This window comes from Pseudobacteroides sp. (assembly GCF_036567765.1).
Lineage (GTDB): Bacteria > Bacillota > Clostridia > Acetivibrionales > DSM-2933 > Pseudobacteroides.
Window position 1 is genome coordinate 19,055 of record NZ_DATCTU010000036.1, and the last position, 18,222, is coordinate 37,276.

Sequence of the window (18,222 nt, forward strand, 5' to 3'; positions counted from 1 at the left end):
GTTAACTCTCCTTTTATAAATTATTTTAATTGTTATTTATGGCAATATTCTAACTTTTCTTCCCTCAACTTTAAGTCTTCGCTGTGCATAAAGCCTGATAGCCTCAGGCAAAATCTGCCATTCCACCTCTTCCATCACCCGCTTCTGCAAGGTTTCAGGAGTATCATCTTCATTTATATGTACTGCCTTCTGAAGTATTATTGGTCCCGCATCAGCCTCAAGCTCAACAAAATGCACAGTAGCACCGGTTACCTTTACCCCGTACTCAATGGCCCTTTCGTGTGGAATCAGCCCGTAATAACCCTTTCCGCAGAAGGATGGTATCAGCGATGGGTGAACATTAATAATTCTATTTTTGTAATGGTTATTAAACCTCTCACCAAGCAGGGATAAGAACCCAGCAAGGACAACCAGTTCAACCCCTTGTTTCTCCAGGCTTTCTATAAGTGCTGTATCAAATTCGTCCAGAGAGGAATAGCTTTTCCTTGATATGACTTCAGAGGGTATATTATGGTTTTCAGCTCTCTTAAGAGCATATACGCCCACCTTGCTGGATATAACAGTCACTACGGAACAGTTATCCAGATACCCGCTGTCAATTTTATCCAAAATAGCCTGGAGATTGGTACCTCCTCCTGATACTAGAACCCCTATCCTCAACATATATCAACTCCGGCCTCTCCCTTAACAATTTCACCAATCAGGTAAGCTTCCTCGTTATTCTTCTTTATATGTTCAACTACATCTTCGGCTATATCACTGCTTACAGCCAATACCATTCCGATACCCATATTGAATGTGTTGTAAATATCCCTTTCTCCAATATTGGCTATACTCTGCAATAAATTAAAAATTGGCAGTACAGGCCAAGTTCCTTTATTGATCCTGACTCTCAAACCTTCCGGTACCATCCTTGGAATATTTTCAATAAAGCCACCGCCTGTTATATGAGAAATCCCCTTGATTTCATATTTATTTATTATGTCGAGTATTGTCTTCACATAAATCTTTGTAGGCTTTATGAGCTCATCACCCATTTTTGATCCCAATGCTTCTACATACTCCTGCAGCTTTTCTTTAGATGGATTAAGAAGCTTTCTTACCAGGGAGAATCCGTTGCTGTGGAGCCCTGATGATGGAAGCCCAATTAGTTTGTCTCCCTCTTTTATGCTTTTTCCGTCAATTATTTTGCTCTTATCAACTATACCCACTGCAAAACCTGCCATATCGTAGTCTTCCTCAGAATAGAATCCAGGCATTTCAGCTGTTTCACCGCCAATTAGTGCACAACCTGACATAACACAGCCCTCTGCCACTCCCTTTACAATATCAGCTACCTTCTCAGGTCTGTTCTTCCCAACTGCTATATAGTCAAGAAAAAATAGAGGCTCTGCACCGCTGCATACTATGTCGTTGACACACATGGCAACACAGTCAATACCTACAGTATCATGCTTATCCAGCAAGAAGGCTATTTTAAGTTTTGTCCCTACTCCGTCAGTACCGGACACTAAAACAGGCTCTTTATACTTGTCTTTAGTTAATGAAAACAATCCGCCAAATCCACCCAAATCTGTCATAACTTCAGGTCTGAATGTCTTTTTAACATGGCCTTTCATAAGTTCTACAGCCTTATAACCAGCTTCAACGTCAACCCCTGCATCTTTATAGGTCGTCATTTCATATCCTCCAAACTCATAATTTAATTAAATTAACTAATCTATTAAACATTCTATCCTTTTACTATTCTTTTTGAGAACCGTCACATGAGAATTTATTACCTTCCCCCGGAACCTGCATAGGATAGTCACCATCAAAACATGCTTTGCAAAAACCGCACTTAGATCCGACAGGTGTGCTTATAAGTCCTTCGATGCTTAAATAGCTAAGGCTATCAGCCCCTATCATTTTCTTTATTTCATCAACTGTATGGCATGCAGCAGTCAGGTGCTTTCTAGAAGGCGTATCTATGCCAAAATAACACGGCCATTTAACCGGCGGTGAACTTATCTTAAGGTGAACCTCAGTCGCCCCGGCATCCCTTAGCAATTGAACTATTCTTTTACTTGTAGTTCCTCTTACTATGGAATCATCTACCATTATAACTCTTTTTCCTTCTATTGCATTTCTCATGGCGTTGAGCTTTATTCTCACGCTCATTTCGCGTTTTCCCTGATCAGGCTGAATAAAGGTTCTCCCTACATACCTGTTCTTAATAAATCCCTGTGCATAGGGTATTCCCGACTGTTCAGAATATCCTAAAGCGGCTGTAATTCCCGAGTCAGGTACACCTATAACCAAGTCAGCCTCCACAGGATTTTCAATTGCTAATAGTCTTCCTGCTTCAAATCTGGCCCTGTAAACGCTTGCACCGTCTATATAACTGTCCGGCCTTGCAAAATATATATGTTCAAATATACAAAGTTTAGACTCATTCTCCAAATTGGTTTTTATGCTGGAAAGGCCCTCATCGCTGATAGCAACAATTTCTCCAGGCTCTACATCCCTGATAAAATTTGCACCTATAGCATCAAGAGCACAGGTTTCGGAAGCAAGAACATAAGAGTCACCCAGCATTCCTATACATAGAGGTCTTATTCCAAAGGGGTCCCTGATCCCCAATAGCTTTTTAGGTGTAAGAACAACGAGTGCATAAGAACCCTTTACTTCTTTCATCATCTCAAATATTGCTTCTTCAATGCTGTTATTATGCCCCCTGTATCTGGAAATTAAATATGCCATTATTTCAGAATCAATAGTAGACTGAAATATAGCACCATTTTCCTCAAGCTTTTCTCGTATTTCTGAAGCATTGACCAGATTACCATTATGAGCTAAAGCCATCTTCCCATCCTTGTATTTGACCACTAAGGGCTGGGCATTTGCAAGAAGGCTGGCTCCGGTAGTAGAGTAACGAACATGACCGACTGCAGAACTCCCCTGAAGCCCATCTAGAATCTTTTCACTAAACACCTCAGGTACAAGACCCATTGCTTTATGATGTACTATATCACCCTCGGTGTTTACGGCTATACCGCAGCTCTCCTGCCCTCTGTGCTGCAGTGCATAAAGTGCATAGTAGGACATGCTTGCAACATCATGGCAGTTATTGCTGTAAATACCGAAAACCCCACACTCTTCTCTCAACTTGTCCGGCCTATTATAATCATTCATAGCTAACTCCTTAAAATACCGACATCTTTATGTGTTGTTATTATATATCCCATTTTCCATCCACAAGCTTACTCTGTAGTGCTTCATTCTTTTCCTCAACTTTTTTTGCAAGCTTATTTTTAAAGGCCTTCATCTCTTCCCTTAGTCCTGGATAGCCTACAGACAGTATCTGTGCTGCAAGTATGGCAGCATTTTCAGCTCCGTCAATAGCAACTGTTGCAACAGGTATACCACTTGGCATCTGAACTATTGATAAAAGTGCATCCATTCCGTCCAATGTTGATGACTTGATAGGAACCCCGATGACAGGCAGTGTGGTATAAGCAGCTAATACTCCAGGCAAGTGTGCAGCTTTACCTGCAGCTGCGATTATTACATCTATACCGTTTTCTTCTGCCTTCTTTGCAAACTCAGATGCCTTTTCAGGTGTTCTGTGTGCAGAACAAACCATAACATCCACTTTTATGTTGAATTCCTGTAAAAGCTTGATACATCCCTTAAGAGTAGGTAAATCGGAATCGCTGCCCATTACTATGGCAACTCTCGCATCTTTTGAAGAACACATAGCAAAACCCCCATAATATAAATATTTTATAATAAATTGTAAGATTAATTATGCATTTTAGAAACTCATTTAAAACCTAAGCCCTTAGCTTTCTCACATAAATTATAGTATCAAATCACTCTGCTGTTTGTCAATTTAAAGAGACAATAATTACGAACATTTTTTTGATTTCTTTTAATAATATTCGTAATATTGCCTATATACAATATAAAACTGTAAATTTATATACACTATAAAGGTTTTTTCATATCAATTATCCGAATATTTACTTGGGAGTGGGTAAGTAATTCTTTAATTATTACTTAGTAATGTTAAAGAAATAACTTCCCCTATCAGCTCGCTTTCGTATCCACTTAACTCGTGAATACACGCTCGCAAGGGGAAGTAATTCTTTAATCATTACCTAAACAAGTCCTGAGATAAACGGTAAGGTAATTATACAAATTATAGTTGAGAAAAATACATTTTCCGTTGCAAATCTGTAATCGGAATCATATTGTGAGGCTAATGCAGGAACAATTGTTCCGCAGGGCATGGCTAGCTGTATAACTATAATTCCCTTTGCCATGGGAGATATAAAGTTTCCTGTCAACTTCAATATAAAGAATGCTAAAAAAGGTATTATAAGAAGTTTAAAGATGCTAAGCATAACTGAAGGATACCGTTTTAGCAAATCATTCCTGCTTTTAATTTTGACCTCCGAAAGTATCAACCCTATAAACAACATAGAAAGTGTAAAAGTTGTTTCCCCAAGGGGCTTTAGCGTACCAAAAACCACATCATATACAGTTCTTACCACAGAATTATGCTCTACTATATTTTGTAAATTTATCAATATGCATATTATCCCTAATGTAAAAGCTATGGTATTACCGTTAATTAGGTGCTTAAGATTATCCTTCCAATTGCTTTCCTTATGTTTATTTACCAGATAAATTCCCAATGTCCACAGCAATGTATCATTTGCCAGATTATAGAATACAGCATACGTTAAAGCCAGCTTGACACTTGCTGCATCATATACCGAACTTATTAAAGGAAATGCCAGAAACACAACGTTACCAAAGACAAAATGCATTTTAAATATACTTTTAGTTGCCACACCCATTTTCAGCCTCTTACTTAAAATATGGCCTATTAAAAAAGATATAAGCATAAACGTAAGTCCGAAAATGTATATCCATATGCCGTTACCAAGCTCTTTACCTGTAATTTTGTTACCGGCTAATGTTATAAATATCAATATGGGTGCCGTGACTTTAACCACGAGCCGTGATAATATAACGCCGGAGTTTTCCGGTAAGTAACCTGTCTTGCCGGCTATAAAACCAATGAATGCTAGAATTCCCAGCATAATTATTTTTATAGTCATCTATAAACCCCCCAAACATAAATATAAAGGGGTTTTTAGGCCCCTTTTATTTTGCACCACTTTTTATTTTATTCCCACTCGATAGTAGCAGGCGGCTTGCTTGTAATGTCGTAAACAATTCTGTTTATGTGTTTTACTTCATTTACTATTCTGTTAGAAATCTTCTCCAATAAATCATAGGGTATTCTTGCCCAGTCAGCTGTCATAAAGTCGGTAGTAGTCACCGCTCTAAGAGCCAACGTATAGTCATAGGTTCTTTCGTCCCCCATGACACCGACGCTTCGCATTCCGGTCAACACAGTAAAGTACTGATTTATTTGCCTGTCCAGTCCTGCATTGGCAATCTCTTCTCTGAATATATGATCGGAATCCTTAACAATTTCCAGCTTGTCTATGGTTATGTCCCCAATGATCCTTATCGCCAAACCTGGTCCGGGGAACGGCTGCCTCCATACTATTTCCCCAGGTATTCCAAGTTCCTCTCCGACTCTTCTTACCTCATCCTTAAAAAGGTTTCTTAATGGCTCGATTATTTCTTTAAAATCAACATAGTCAGGAAGCCCGCCTACGTTATGATGGCTTTTAATAACAGCCGCATTCCCTACTCCGCTCTCAATAACGTCGGGATAAATAGTTCCCTGAACAAGAAAATCAACTTTTCCAATCTTTTTAGCTTCTTCCTCAAAAACCCTTATAAATTCTTCGCCGATTATTTTTCTCTTAGTCTCAGGCTCCGATACACCAGCAAGCTTTTCTAAAAATCTGTCTTCCGCATTAACCCTTATGAGGTTTAGATCAAATTGCTCTGTAAAAACCTTTTCTACCTGGTCTCCCTCATACTTTCTAAGAAGCCCATGATCCACAAAAATACAGGTAAGCTGCTTGCCTATGGCTTTATGTATCATAACAGCCGCCACAGATGAATCTACACCGCCCGATAATGCACACAAAACCTTTTTATCGCCTACTTTATCCTTTATTGCCTTAATAGATTGTTCTACAAAGGATGACATTATCCAGTCCCCTGAACAACCGCATACATTATATAAAAAGTTCCTTAGGACTTCCATTCCTCTTGGTGTATGCGAAACCTCGGGATGGAACTGCACTCCATAAAACTTCCTTTCTTTATTTTCCATAGCAGCATTACAGCAATTTGAAGACGAAGCAATGCAGCTAAATCCTTCTGGAAGCTTACTTACAAAATAAGTATGGCTCATCCAGCATGTTGTATCCTTGTCTATTCCATTAAACAGCTTACCATCTGTATTAAGCGTAATGTCATTTTTGCCGTATTCCCTTTGTTCAGCCCTTTCTACACTTCCGCCAAGCATTACGCCCATTAGCTGCATTCCGTAGCAAATACCTAAAATGGGCACGCCTAAATTGAATATTTCCTTGTCACAGAAAGGTGCACCCTCATCAAGTACTGACGCAGGACCACCAGAGAAAATGATACCCTTTGGATTTAAGGATTTTATTTTCTCGATAGATGCATTATAAGGTAAAACCTCACAATACACATTTGCTTCCCTTACTCTTCTTGCAATCAGCTGATTATATTGAGCTCCAAAATCAAGCACTATTATCATTTCATTGTTCAAAAATAACAACCCCTTACATAAAACTTTATAAATTTATGATCTAAATAAGCCCGTCATAATTATTAACCCATTAATCATTTAAATATTATATAGGATTTTGTAGATATATGCAAAGCAAATTTTTAATTGCCTATGTCATGATTTCAAAACATACAATAGTATTAAAACAAACCCTGGCAGGCACTTCCGTTAAGATAATTGAACTTTAGTCCCTGGCACCTGTTTTCTTCTTTCATTTTAGCTTCGATCATATCGTGTATTTTCCACCAACTTGTTCCCCAGTTGCAAAAAAGGGATCTTTCCTTTGGTGCCCGCCCTATTAGCCTCTGTATAACTATTTCAGGCGATAAAAACTCTAGAAAAGCAATAACCCTTTCTATATATTCTTCCAAAGTCACAGGTTTAATAAGTCCTTTTTTGTATAAATCACCCATTCCTGTGCCTTCTAAAATATACATTGAATGGCATTTCACCTGATTTACACCTAAAGCAGATATTATCCTTGCACCCTCTATCACATCATCCATGTTATCCATCGGAAGATCTACAATATAATGAGCACATGTCATGAGTCCGTAATTCTTTATACGGATTGCTGCATCAATAAACTCCGCAAGAAGGTGACCACGGTAAATAGCCTTCAGGGTATGATAATTCACAGTCTGAAGGCCTAGTTCTATAACAATATCAATATTTCTGCTGTTTTTTATGCTCTGCAAAAATGAAAGATAGCTGTCATTTATACAGTCAGGCCTGGTGGAAATGTAGATGGCAGCAACACCTGGCATACATGAGTCGCTGATGTATGCCTTAAATCTTTCCACAGGAAGGTATGTGTTTGTGTAATTTTGAAAATATATAATAAACTTTTCTGCTTTATATTTTTCACCTATATACCTGGAGTTGATTTCTATTTGTTCCCTAACCCCAAGCTGATTTGAAAGGTTTTCAAATCCTGCCCCTTCCTCACCGCAAAAAAGACAGCCCTTCGTTCCTAGTGTGCCATCCCTGTTAGGGCATGTTACCGGAATATTAATGGGTATTTTATAAACCTTTGCCTTGTACTTTTCCTTTAAATAATCCGAAAACTTATTGTAATACATACCTATTCCCTAATTTCCTTCATACCTGTTTTTCACGCATTGCTCAGATTGTGCCATATGTCTGTTTACCTGTTCATAAACCGCAATTAGAGGCATTCCTGTTTTGAGTGCTATATCCTTGCAATCCTCATATTCAGGAGTTACCTTCTTAACATTTCCCCTGGTTGATATTTTTACCCTTACATCACCAAAGCCTGTATTGATCTTTACGACTTCTCTATCCATAACGTGCCTTTTGACAACGCTCCTTCTAACTCCGATAGTAGAAGTCTCTCTTAATATAATATCAGCCATTTTTTCTTCAAGCTGCTTTTTACACAAAACCGACAGCATATATGCCGGGCGGTTTTTCTTCATATAAATCGACGTATAATACACATCTGCAGCACCGTGCTCAAGGAGTTTTTCCATGGTAAAACCAAGAATTTCAGAGGTCGTATCGTCTATGTTGGTCTCTAAAAGGACCATATCCTCCATGAGGCTGTCATGACTTAAAATAGTTCCTAAAACCACTCTCAGGGCGTTTAACCTGCCTGTCTCTCTTTTACCGAAACCATAACCCACCTTGTCAATAATCATCACAGGCATGCTGCCAAAGTTCCTGCATAGAGTCTTTACAATGCCTGCTCCTGTTGGTGTAATGAGCTCTGTCTTAACATCCTCAATTACTAAAGGGATCTGAGAGTTCGCCAAAATTTCCATAACCGCAGGTACCGGAACCGGTATAATCCCATGGGCACATTCGATAAAGCCCTGCCCGTCGTGAAGAGGAGAGCAATAAACTTCCTTAACTCCCAAAAGGTCAAGGCATATGGAAGTTCCTACAATATCTACAATTGAATCTACAGCACCAACCTCATGAAAATGAATCTCATTGATGCTTTTATTATGCACCTTTGCCTCTGCTCTTGCAATTTCTCTAAAAACCTTTTTACTGATGCTTTTAATACTTTGCTTTAATATACTTGCATCAATAAGGGCTTCGATATCCAAAAGATTTCTCCCGTGTTCATGATGATGACTGTTGTCTTGGCTATGGTCGTGGTGATGATCGTGGTCATGGTCATGATGATGGTTGTGATTGCCATCGTTATTATTGTTGTGACCAACATCGTGACTATGGTCCTGGTCATGCTTCAAAGACATTTCTGTTTGCAAATGCCCTTTTTGTTCCATGCGTTTAACCAGGTCATCATACTCTTCATTTACGATAACATTAAAATCAGTTCCGGCAATGCCCTGCCTGGTTGTCTTTTCAATGAGCACCTCGCATCCACCCAGGTTTAGCTTCCTAAGCTCCTCCAAAAATAACTCCTTATCGATTCCAAGGTCTAGCAATGCCCCTACAGTCATATCACCGCTTATTCCGGAAAAACAATCAAAATAAAGAACCTTCATAGGCATTCTCCTTATTTATAATCTATTTATCATCGCTGCTAAAAAACCTGCCCCAAATCCGTTATCAATGTTTACTACACCAATACCGCTTGCACAGCTGTTAAGCATAGTCAGAAGTGCCGATAAGCCGCCGAAATTGGCCCCATAACCTACACTTGTAGGTACTGCAATAACAGGCTTGTCCACCATACCTGCAACAACACTGGCAAGTGCACCCTCCATACCTGCAACAACAACCAATACATTAGCTTTTAACAGTATTTCCGATTTTGCAAATAGCCTGTGTATACCTGCAACTCCGACATCATACACCCTTACCACTGAATTACCCATGGTTTCCGCTGTAATAGCCGCTTCCTCTGCAACGGGTATGTCCGATGTTCCTGCTGTAACAATCGCTATGGTTTTCACCGACTTGGATACTTCTCTTTTTTTCACCACTATGATCCGGGCACTTTCGTAATAAACAGCATCCTCTGTAATTTCTTTTACCGTCTCAAAAACCGATACATCGGCACGTGTAGCCATTATATTGTTATTTTTCTCCATGAGCTTCAAAATTATTGCTTTGATCTGTTCATTTGTTTTACCTTCGCAGTAAACAACTTCAGGGTACCCGTTTCTGATATTTCGATGATGGTCTACCTTTGCAAAGCCCAAGTCCTCAAAAGGCAATGTTTTAAGCCTTTCAACCGCATCATCAACATTCACCTTTCCATCCTGGACATTTTTAAGCAATTCCTTTAAACTCTCGATCTCTATGGCCACCACACCCTTTTAAAAATTTTGCTTTAATGCATTTCCAACACTTTAATTATTGTCTCACTTATCAAACAGTTTATTTATCGACAGCCTTATGCCTTCATCAATGCTGCCTTTCTCACAGGCCACATCGGCTGTTGCCAAAGCCATAACCCTGTATAACTCATTTTCCAGACAACCGCTTTTTTTATTTAATGCTTCAATATGCCTCTTTATCACATTTAAGTCACCCCTGGATATGGGACCTGTAAGAGACATGATACTGCCAAACTTTTCAATATTGGCAACAGTCCCCTTTAATAATGGCAAAAACGCATTAATACCGATTTGGTTCTCAACATCCATTACCCTTAGCAGTTTTTCAACTGTGTAAGAAAGGGTAACTGTATAATTGGATATTATACATGCACAGGCATGGTATATGGGCTTATTGGCCTTTTGGATATTAATGATTTTTCCGTTTAGTGCATCAACCAAATATTTTGCAGCTAAATAAGCCTCACCACAGCCTTCAAATCCAAAATAAATCCCTTCAAATATCTTAGGATCATTTGCTGCATCAGCAAATGTCTGGATAGGATGTAAAGAGCCTGTATAAACACCTGTGCCCAAATCAACAAGCTCATCAGATGTCAGAGCACCGCTCATATGAAAAAAACACTTATTTTTTAAGCTATCAGCCTCTGTCGATTGTGATATATGTATCGCTGCGTTTTTTATTTGAGAGTCGGGAACCGTTATAAAAATAATATCCGACCGAGCTACTGTTTTCTTTAAATCATTTTCAACACAAACTCCCAAACTGTTGCAGAGCTTATTTTGGGAAACTCCTCCAATGCTGTAAAGCCCTGATAATATAAACCCTTTTGATTGTAAAGCGACAGCAAGGCTGCTTCCAAGTTTTCCGGTTCCAATTATACCGATACTTTTTGAATTCATAGCAGCCCCCTTAATAGTATTAAATGATATTTATACAAAGCTTTTGTTTATTGTTTACTTGAAAGAAATGAATTTATAAACCCGTCAATTTCTCCATCCATAACGGAATTTACATCTCCAATCTCAAAATTAGTTCGGTGATCCTTTACAAGGGTATAGGGACAAAATACATAGGATCTTATTTGACTTCCCCATGCAATATCCATCTGAATACCCTTCAAGTCTTCTATCTTTTCTTTTTGTTCACGTTCTTTAAGCTCTAGCAGTTTTGACTTAAGCATCTTCATGGCGGTATCTTTGTTTTGGAACTGGGACCTTTCTGTTTGACATGCAACAACTACTCCCGTAGGTATATGGGTTATTCTTACAGCTGATTCCGTTTTATTGATATGCTGGCCTCCTGCACCGCTGGCTCTATATGTGTCAACTCTCAGGTCCTCAGGGTTAATATCAATTTCTATGTCGTCATCAAGCTCCGGCATTACATCTAATGATGCAAAGGAAGTATGTCTTCTTCCTGAAGCATCAAACGGCGATATTCTGACAAGCCTGTGTACTCCCTTTTCCGACCTTAAATAACCATATGCATTTTCACCTATAACATGGATAGTTACACTCTTTATACCGGCTTCCTCGCCATCTAAAAAGTCAAGAATCTTTACATTATAGCCTTTTGCCTCAGCCCATCTCGTATACATCCTCAAAAGCATTTGCACCCAGTCCTGTGCTTCAGTACCTCCTGCACCGGCATGAAGAGTCAGTATTGCATTATTTTTATCGTACTGACCAGTAAGAAGTGTTTCCAATTTAAGCTTTGTCAATTTTTCCTTTAGATCGCGAATACCCGAAGAAACCTCTTCTATAATACTTACATCCTCTTCTTCAATTCCAAGTTGGTTTAATGTTTTTACATCTTCGAGATCTGTAACAAGCCCTCTATATCCATCCACTCTATCCTTTACATTCTTTAATCTCTGAAGTATCTTTTGTGAATTCTCCGGGTCATTCCAAAACTCAGGTTCTGCAGCCTTTTGTTCAAGCTCCGCTATTTCATCGTCCAGTCTGGCGATGTCAAAGTGAAGCCCCCATTTCTCCAAGTTCTATAGTTAAAGCTTCAATTTCAATTTTAAATTGTTCAAATTCTAGCACTATAATCTCTCCCCTTTATCTTTTATTTTTACCCTTTACTTTTATCACCTAATTCATAAGCAAAAATAACTGCTTCAGCCAGGGCTTTAATAGGAGTTCGTGTATCCATACTCTTCTTCCTCATTCGCTCATAAGCTTCGCTTTCATTGATACCTTCTCTCTCCATAAGTATCCATTTAGCCCGTTCAACAGCTTTTCTTGTCTCGTAGTTCTCAGTCATTTCCCGAAGCTTCCTGTCCAGCTTGGAAATCCTCTTAAAGCTTATTAAAGACATTTCAACCGTGTGAATGAACAATTCCTTATTCAAAGGCTTCGGACAAAGAGTCACCACTTTTGATTTCTCCTGCAAGTCCTCAGTTTCCATATCTTTACTTTGCCCAACTAATATACAAGGGCATAGCATTTCATCATCTATTGTGTCTATAACAGGCTTTATATCACGCAGCTGCAGTCCCATATCTATAACAACAAAATCCGGATTATAACTCCTGATAAGCCTCAGAAGCGAAATGGAATCCGAACAATTACCCAAAAACATAAATCCGTAAGGGTTTAACATGTTCCTTATTGAAATTTGAGTGGGATTGTCTGTAGCTGCAACAATATACTTTTCACCAGACATTAAATAACCGCCTTTCAGATTATTAACGGTATTTTTGCTTTAATATTTAATATATCAGATTTTACCGATAATTAAAAGTACATATTTAAATATATCCTTCCTATATTATATCGAAAACCGCATCAGTAAAATTACAATATAATGCCTTTTTTCTAAATTAATATATTGGTATATATTATTTATTTCCTTCCTTTTGTTGTATATACAAAAGAATTGCTATATATGAAAATAGCAATAAACTGCATGTAATTTTTTGCAATAACATTAAAAAACAAAACATATTAATTTTTTTAAAATAAGTATTGCATTATTGAATTCAAAGTAATATAATATAAGAAAGTTGAATAAATTTTTCAAGTAAGTAAAGATGCTTACCCGTATTTTAAATACTGGTGGGCTTTTTTATTTTCACTTTAGCAGTGAATCCCGTCGAAGTGATTCTCATTTGGAGCTCCAATACAAATTATCAATGTCGATAATTCCAACTTTCATTTTAATCGTGAATATCAATCAATATTAAATTTATGGAGGAATCGATATGAACAAGAAATTTATGTCATTTTTATTAAGTCTACTAGCAGTATTAAGCATACCCATGATGATTTTTGCTGAGGGAGAAGCAAAAATCGATACTGGCGATACAACCTTTTCTATTATTTCAACAGCCCTTGTATTTATAATGACACCGGCACTGGCTTTCTTTTACGGCGGAATGGTTAGAAAAAAGAATGTACTTAATACCATGATGAATTCCTTTGTTATGGTTGGATTGATTTCAATTCAATGGATACTGATAGGCTATACACTTGCATTTGGTCCTGATAAAGGCGGTATAATTGGCGGTCTTGACTTCCTTGGCTTTAACGGGGTAGGTGCAGAACCCAATGCAGATTATGCAGGAACTATTCCCCAAGCATCCTTTGCCATGTTTCAAATGATGTTTGCAATTATTACTCCCGCACTTATTACAGGTGCTTTTGCAGAAAGAATGAGATTCTCCGCTTACTTATTATTTACATTACTCTGGGCAACACTGGTTTATGATCCTCTTGCTCATTGGGTATGGGGTGTTGGCGGATGGATAAGAGAACTTGGTGCTCTTGACTTCGCTGGCGGTACTGTAGTCCATATAAGCTCCGGTATAGCAGGATTGGTGGCAGCAATCGTATTAGGGAAGCGTAAAGGTTATAAGGTAACACCAATGATACCTCATAATATACCATTTGTTTTATTGGGTGCTGCAGTACTTTGGTTTGGCTGGTTCGGTTTCAATGCAGGCAGTGCATTAGCTGCAAATGGTGTGGCAGTAAATGCTTTCCTGGTTACTAACACTTCAGCGGCAGCAGCATTGATATCATGGATAGTAATTGAATGGATACATCATGGGAAACCGACATTGCTTGGAGCTGCTACAGGCTGTGTAGTAGGGTTGGTTGCCATAACACCGGCTGCCGGCTTTGTTACACCACTGTCAGCAATTGTTATTGGTCTTCTGGTAAGTCCAATAAGCTATTTTGCAATAAGCGTCCTTAAACCCAAGTTTGGTTATGACGACTCTTTAGATGTGTTTGGATGCCACGGTATAGGGGGTATATTCGGAGCCCTGGCAACAGGTGTATTCGCTTCTAAGGCAGTTAACCCATTAGGTGCTGACGGCTTGCTTCATGGAAACCCCGGGCTTTTGGGAATTCAAGCATTAAGCGTTCTAGCAACTTTAGCCTTCTCAGGGGTTCTTACATTTGTCATACTTAAAGCAATATCTCTCTTTGTAAAACTTCGCGTCAGCGAATCGGATGAAGACGAAGGTCTTGACATATCTCAGCATGGTGAGGATGCATATCCCGACTTTACTACAGAAGAGGGCATTGCGTTATAATATCTTTGCAAATCTGTCTTAATAAATTATGGTGTCAGTTATTATATACACCATAATTTCCAGACACAAAAAATATAGAGGTGAGGGAAATGAAAAAAATCGAAGCAGTAATTAGACCAGGCAAATTGGAAGACATTAAAGAAACATTGAGCAAATTTAATGTTCATGGATTGACAATCAGTCAGGTTATGGGTTGTGGCTTGCAAAAAGGAAGAAAGGAATATTATAGGGGTACCGAAATAACTTTAAACCTTCTTCCAAAGGTAAAAATTGAAATTGTAACTAAAGACAGTCATGTGGAAGAAATAATAAACCTGATATGCAAAGAAGCAAAAACCGGAGAAGTGGGAGACGGAAAAATATTTGTATACGACGTAGAGGATGCAGTAAGGATCAGAACCGGAGAAAGAGGCGAATCAGCTATTTAACACTGGCTGGTGTGTTAAAAGATATTAAAAAGAAGGAAGCTATGTAATATATTATTACGAAAGCTTTCCTTCTTTTTAATATCCGGTAAGTTATGGTGTATTCTACAGGAACTCATACTTACCCGACCACATAATACTTTCATTTTTATTTAAACGCTTTCCTTTACCGTTTATAAGGTTAAAGTATGTTTTCCCGTAAGATTCGGTAAACACGGTGGGCATATATCCAGGTATATTATCGAATGTTCCAAGTCCTGTTTTATCACTGAGGCTGCATAAAAGCCTTATTTTTTTATCCTTTGACAAAAGAGAAAAGTTGTTTGCTATGCCTGTGCTTATTTTTGGTCCCGATTCCGAATACCGTCTGATGGAATTTATAGGGCCTTTCATATATTGAACACCCTGCCACGAATCGTTCTGGGTTTGAAGCCCATAGTATTTCATTAGAAATACATCTTCTAAAGCAGTAGTTTTTACATTCACTTTGAATTGTCCCCTATCTGCTTCAATCTGTATATCTTCCCTTATTATATCCCTGCCGGCCTTATTGGTATTAAACCCTTGGATCAAGTTTGTAATATGAATAACTGCTGGCCCGGCAGCTTCCGTATTTTCTTTTAAAATTCGGTTTCCCGATGCCACATCGAATTTTACTGTCTTACCTGTCTTGTATGTCTTATTATCACGGACAATACTGTGCCATCCTCCTGTAAATGCATACGTTCCTCCATCACCGCCAATAAGTGACTTTACAACATAAGGCCCTAACCAATCGGTACGTGACTTCATAAACAATTCTGCCTTCTTGCCGACAGCAGCATTTACTTTGTTGCTATTATTTTTTTCTAGATAGATCCTCTTGAAGTTTACCATTTGGTTTACACCACATTTTCCAATAACCACATGCATATCGATGTTTTTTTGATACCTGAAAGAAATAATAACATCACCCTGCTTTTTTATCATTTGAGTGTACTGATCTTTTTGAGCTGCTGTAAACGAAATGGATTGAAACTGCACAGCCAAAAAAATCAGCATAAAAAATACCGCAGCTTTTTTAAACCATATCATAATAAAACCTCCCAAATAAAGTTATATTACTTTTATATATTTTACAACACTTATAAATGTAAAATGATTATGGTAAACATATATCAATTCAAAACAAGCAAAAGTAATCGTTATTATGCTGTGACAAAATTAGAAATAATAATAGTTGAAATATTTATATAGATAACCAATTGAAAAGCGGTTAATCAAGACAAAATATGTAAAAATTGAATTCCAGGTATTAATCAACCCTGCTATTACTTTTAATAGTCTTTATCAAAGGTTCCAAAACCGCAGGAGGAATACCTGCTTCCTGTATGCTTTTGGCCAGTCGCAAATAATCTATACTACTTTCCTTAGCTATCCATTTTTTTAATTCATCATCTATGAGTATCAATTCTACCTTTGGCTCTTTATTGGCATGATTTACACTATTAAGCTCTTCCTCTCTTTTATACAACTCCTTTTCTCTTTCAAAAGTCAACAATGTGTTATGTGTGTAAAAAAAGGTCTCTCTGACACCTGCATATTTTGCTATTATTTTTAAAGTAGCACTAAATGGCATTCTCTCGCCTCTAGCATAAAGCTCAAGCATTTCAGGAAATATCATGGTACCCATCTTTTTACTGATACTTTCAGACATTTCCTTAAATGTCATATTGCCCCTGATTAAATCTATATTTCTTCCAACGGTAATGGCATTTACATCCTTGCATTTTACTCTACCTAGCAAGTAATCTACCGAAACACCAAAGTAATCTGCCAATTTTTTAAGAACATCATAATCAGGCTCTCTCTTGGCAAGCTCATATGAAGCAACGGCTTGACGCGTCAAGCCCAAATATTCGGCAATATCCTTTTGGGATAGGCTCTTTTCCTCCCTCAGCTGCTTCAGCATCCTTGAAAAATCCACTTTTGCTTCACCTCAAAAAGTATTCTTCCCTTTATACTTAATTACAATAAATCCTACCAATAAATAAATTATATACCAAAGCAACATTTTGTTTGCATATAATTCTTTTATTATTGACAGCAACGTTCTGTTGCCTTAAAATTAAAATAAGCTATTATTGTTGATATTCTATCACAAAATACTTGAATATAAAATACTGAAATTTTAATATTTGCTTTTAACGAGCAATGGTTTTTTGGAGGTTTTTATGTTAGAGCAGTTAGAACAGCTCCGTAACAAGCTGTACGAGGTTATGGATACAGGAAATACGGAGGATATATTAAAAATCAGTCAAGAATTAGATGACTTAATTTTATGCTATATTAAAAGTAGCTGTAGGCATTAATTGCCTACAGCAAATACTACTCCTTACGGATTGGAGCAAAATACTTTTGTTATTTTGGGCAGTTGTTTAAAATATTATCAATGGCTTTTGCTACGCCATTTTCATCATTTGTTACTGATACAAAATCAGCAATATTTTTTAATGCTTCATTGGCGTTGCCCATTGCAACCTTATATTGAGATTTCAAGAGCATGGATAAGTCATTCTCACTATCCCCCATAGCAACTGTCTCGTATCCCTTATATTTTTCAAACTCACTAACAAAAACTAAAGCGGTGCCTTTACTTACACTTTTATTTACCACTTCAATGTTATCATGTTCGGAGCACATTACGTTTATCGTATCAATCTCCTCTAAAAGTCTTCTCACTTCAATAAGCTGATGAGGATCATGTGAAACCATAAGAAATTTGGATACACTTTCACTACTGTTTTTTAAAGTTTCCTTAAAATCGGAAACAACCTCTATCTTAACCCGATATTCCTCAGGAACCTCGGTATTCTCCCTCCAGTAAAGAGGCGTGGGGCACTCATCCATTTCAGTAAACATATCATGATTGATATATGCATGAAAGTATATATTCTCTTTCCTGCATATATCAATCACTTTATAGCAATCTTCTTTCCTTAGAAAATCGGAATATAACAACTTTTCTGTTGCTATATCCCTTATTTCTGCACCATTACAGGATATAAGCGGCCCTGATATGCCAGCCTCATGGGCAAACCTCTTAGCCGATCTAAACACCTTGCCTGTACAAATTATTACTTTTAGCCCCTTTTCTTCCGCACTCTTGATGGCATCTTTGTTTTCCTTTGAAATCTTTTTGCCGCTGTCTAAAAGTGTACCATCCAAATCAATAAATATTATTTTACTCATAA

At 37.8% G+C, this 18,222-nt stretch carries 18 protein-coding genes; 3 read left to right on the plus strand and 15 right to left on the minus strand.

Annotated features, from left to right (window positions below; genetic code table 11):
* Positions 1 to 36 precede the first annotated feature (36 nt).
* The 12 genes from purN to VIO64_RS06635 form a co-directional block, all read right to left on the minus strand.
* The gene (gene purN, locus VIO64_RS06580; protein ID WP_331916393.1) at positions 37 to 663 is read right to left on the minus strand and encodes a phosphoribosylglycinamide formyltransferase; all 627 of its coding nucleotides are present in this window, start codon (positions 661 to 663) and stop codon (positions 37 to 39) included.
* Positions 657 to 1,679, minus strand: coding sequence for a phosphoribosylformylglycinamidine cyclo-ligase (gene purM / locus VIO64_RS06585; protein WP_331916394.1), 1,023 nt, complete (start codon positions 1,677 to 1,679; stop codon positions 657 to 659). Before purM ends, purN begins: the two co-directional genes overlap by 7 nt.
* A gap of 64 nt (positions 1,680 to 1,743) precedes the next feature.
* Positions 1,744 to 3,174 carry an amidophosphoribosyltransferase gene (purF, locus tag VIO64_RS06590; RefSeq protein WP_331916396.1) on the minus strand — a complete coding sequence of 477 codons (1,431 nt, stop codon included), beginning with the start codon at positions 3,172 to 3,174 and terminating at the stop codon, positions 1,744 to 1,746.
* A gap of 40 nt (positions 3,175 to 3,214) precedes the next feature.
* Positions 3,215 to 3,739, minus strand: coding sequence for a 5-(carboxyamino)imidazole ribonucleotide mutase (purE, locus tag VIO64_RS06595; RefSeq protein ID WP_331916398.1), 525 nt, complete (start codon positions 3,737 to 3,739; stop codon positions 3,215 to 3,217).
* 403 nt (positions 3,740 to 4,142) lie between these two features.
* Complete coding sequence (locus tag VIO64_RS06600; protein ID WP_331916400.1) at positions 4,143 to 5,111, minus strand: AEC family transporter; 969 nt, start codon at positions 5,109 to 5,111, stop codon at positions 4,143 to 4,145.
* Positions 5,112 to 5,179: 68 nt separating this feature from the next.
* Positions 5,180 to 6,715, minus strand: coding sequence for a glutamine-hydrolyzing GMP synthase (gene guaA / locus VIO64_RS06605; protein ID WP_331916402.1), 1,536 nt, complete (start codon positions 6,713 to 6,715; stop codon positions 5,180 to 5,182).
* 161 nt (positions 6,716 to 6,876) lie between these two features.
* Complete coding sequence (locus VIO64_RS06610; RefSeq protein WP_331916404.1) at positions 6,877 to 7,818, minus strand: TIGR01212 family radical SAM protein; 942 nt, start codon at positions 7,816 to 7,818, stop codon at positions 6,877 to 6,879.
* Positions 7,819 to 7,827: 9 nt separating this feature from the next.
* Complete coding sequence (gene larC, locus VIO64_RS06615) at positions 7,828 to 9,216, minus strand: nickel pincer cofactor biosynthesis protein LarC (protein WP_331916406.1); 1,389 nt, start codon at positions 9,214 to 9,216, stop codon at positions 7,828 to 7,830.
* A 15-nt stretch (positions 9,217 to 9,231) separates the two neighbouring features.
* Positions 9,232 to 9,978 (minus strand): nickel pincer cofactor biosynthesis protein LarB, encoded by a 747-nt coding sequence (gene larB, locus VIO64_RS06620; RefSeq protein ID WP_331916542.1) that lies wholly within the window; start codon positions 9,976 to 9,978, stop codon positions 9,232 to 9,234.
* A 60-nt stretch (positions 9,979 to 10,038) separates the two neighbouring features.
* A complete protein-coding gene (locus VIO64_RS06625; RefSeq protein ID WP_331916408.1) occupies positions 10,039 to 10,917 on the minus strand; it encodes a Rossmann-like and DUF2520 domain-containing protein in 879 nt (292 codons plus the stop codon).
* Positions 10,918 to 10,964: 47 nt separating this feature from the next.
* Positions 10,965 to 12,066 (minus strand): peptide chain release factor 2 gene (gene prfB, locus VIO64_RS06630; protein WP_331916410.1). Its coding sequence is split into 2 segments (ribosomal slippage): positions 10,965 to 11,990 and positions 11,992 to 12,066, totalling 1,101 coding nucleotides; the frame shifts between segments, so codons are not numbered across the junction.
* Between the two features lie 28 nt (positions 12,067 to 12,094).
* Positions 12,095 to 12,688: an ANTAR domain-containing response regulator gene (locus VIO64_RS06635; protein ID WP_331916412.1), complete on the minus strand. Its 594-nt coding sequence runs from the start codon at positions 12,686 to 12,688 to the stop codon at positions 12,095 to 12,097.
* Between the two features lie 538 nt (positions 12,689 to 13,226).
* Here VIO64_RS06635 and VIO64_RS06640 point away from each other — a divergent pair.
* Both VIO64_RS06640 and VIO64_RS06645 read left to right on the plus strand, forming a co-directional pair.
* The gene (locus VIO64_RS06640; RefSeq protein ID WP_331916414.1) at positions 13,227 to 14,564 is read left to right on the plus strand and encodes an ammonium transporter; all 1,338 of its coding nucleotides are present in this window, start codon (positions 13,227 to 13,229) and stop codon (positions 14,562 to 14,564) included.
* Positions 14,565 to 14,653: 89 nt separating this feature from the next.
* Complete coding sequence (locus tag VIO64_RS06645) at positions 14,654 to 14,992, plus strand: P-II family nitrogen regulator (protein ID WP_331916416.1); 339 nt, start codon at positions 14,654 to 14,656, stop codon at positions 14,990 to 14,992.
* A gap of 102 nt (positions 14,993 to 15,094) precedes the next feature.
* Here the strand turns inward: VIO64_RS06645 and VIO64_RS06650 are convergent, their stop codons facing one another.
* Together VIO64_RS06650 and VIO64_RS06655 are read right to left on the minus strand one after the other, a co-directional pair.
* Positions 15,095 to 16,063, minus strand: a complete 969-nt coding sequence (locus VIO64_RS06650; RefSeq protein ID WP_331916418.1) for a hypothetical protein — start codon at positions 16,061 to 16,063, stop codon at positions 15,095 to 15,097.
* A gap of 220 nt (positions 16,064 to 16,283) precedes the next feature.
* Positions 16,284 to 16,955 (minus strand): helix-turn-helix domain-containing protein, encoded by a 672-nt coding sequence (locus VIO64_RS06655; RefSeq protein WP_331916420.1) that lies wholly within the window; start codon positions 16,953 to 16,955, stop codon positions 16,284 to 16,286.
* A gap of 247 nt (positions 16,956 to 17,202) precedes the next feature.
* On the opposite strand from VIO64_RS06655, the gene VIO64_RS06660 reads away from it, so the two are divergent.
* Positions 17,203 to 17,340, plus strand: a complete 138-nt coding sequence (locus VIO64_RS06660) for an aspartyl-phosphate phosphatase Spo0E family protein (RefSeq protein WP_331916422.1) — start codon at positions 17,203 to 17,205, stop codon at positions 17,338 to 17,340.
* Positions 17,341 to 17,389: 49 nt separating this feature from the next.
* On the opposite strand, the gene VIO64_RS06665 is transcribed toward VIO64_RS06660, so the two are convergent.
* The gene (locus VIO64_RS06665) at positions 17,390 to 18,220 is read right to left on the minus strand and encodes a Cof-type HAD-IIB family hydrolase (RefSeq protein WP_331916424.1); all 831 of its coding nucleotides are present in this window, start codon (positions 18,218 to 18,220) and stop codon (positions 17,390 to 17,392) included.
* Between the last annotated feature and the right edge of the window lie 2 nt (positions 18,221 to 18,222).

Excerpts from the sequence above, each read along its gene's own strand:
- VIO64_RS06635 (WP_331916412.1), bottom strand. The coding sequence starts at position 12,688 with ATGTCTGGTGAAAAGTATATTGTTGCAGCTACAGACAATCCCACTCAA.
- VIO64_RS06650 (WP_331916418.1), bottom strand. The coding sequence starts at position 16,063 with ATGATATGGTTTAAAAAAGCTGCGGTATTTTTTATGCTGATTTTTTTG.
- purM (WP_331916394.1), bottom strand. The coding sequence starts at position 1,679 with ATGACGACCTATAAAGATGCAGGGGTTGACGTTGAAGCTGGTTATAAG.
- purE (WP_331916398.1), bottom strand. The coding sequence starts at position 3,739 with ATGTGTTCTTCAAAAGATGCGAGAGTTGCCATAGTAATGGGCAGCGAT.
- VIO64_RS06640 (WP_331916414.1), top strand. The coding sequence starts at position 13,227 with ATGAACAAGAAATTTATGTCATTTTTATTAAGTCTACTAGCAGTATTA.
- purN (WP_331916393.1), bottom strand. The coding sequence starts at position 663 with ATGTTGAGGATAGGGGTTCTAGTATCAGGAGGAGGTACCAATCTCCAG.
- VIO64_RS06665 (WP_331916424.1), bottom strand. The coding sequence starts at position 18,220 with ATGAGTAAAATAATATTTATTGATTTGGATGGTACACTTTTAGACAGC.
- VIO64_RS06645 (WP_331916416.1), top strand. The coding sequence starts at position 14,654 with ATGAAAAAAATCGAAGCAGTAATTAGACCAGGCAAATTGGAAGACATT.
- VIO64_RS06625 (WP_331916408.1), bottom strand. The coding sequence starts at position 10,917 with ATGAATTCAAAAAGTATCGGTATAATTGGAACCGGAAAACTTGGAAGC.
- VIO64_RS06610 (WP_331916404.1), bottom strand. The coding sequence starts at position 7,818 with ATGTATTACAATAAGTTTTCGGATTATTTAAAGGAAAAGTACAAGGCA.
- larC (WP_331916406.1), bottom strand. The coding sequence starts at position 9,216 with ATGAAGGTTCTTTATTTTGATTGTTTTTCCGGAATAAGCGGTGATATG.
- purF (WP_331916396.1), bottom strand. The coding sequence starts at position 3,174 with ATGAATGATTATAATAGGCCGGACAAGTTGAGAGAAGAGTGTGGGGTT.
- VIO64_RS06660 (WP_331916422.1), top strand. The coding sequence starts at position 17,203 with ATGTTAGAGCAGTTAGAACAGCTCCGTAACAAGCTGTACGAGGTTATG.
- VIO64_RS06600 (WP_331916400.1), bottom strand. The coding sequence starts at position 5,111 with ATGACTATAAAAATAATTATGCTGGGAATTCTAGCATTCATTGGTTTT.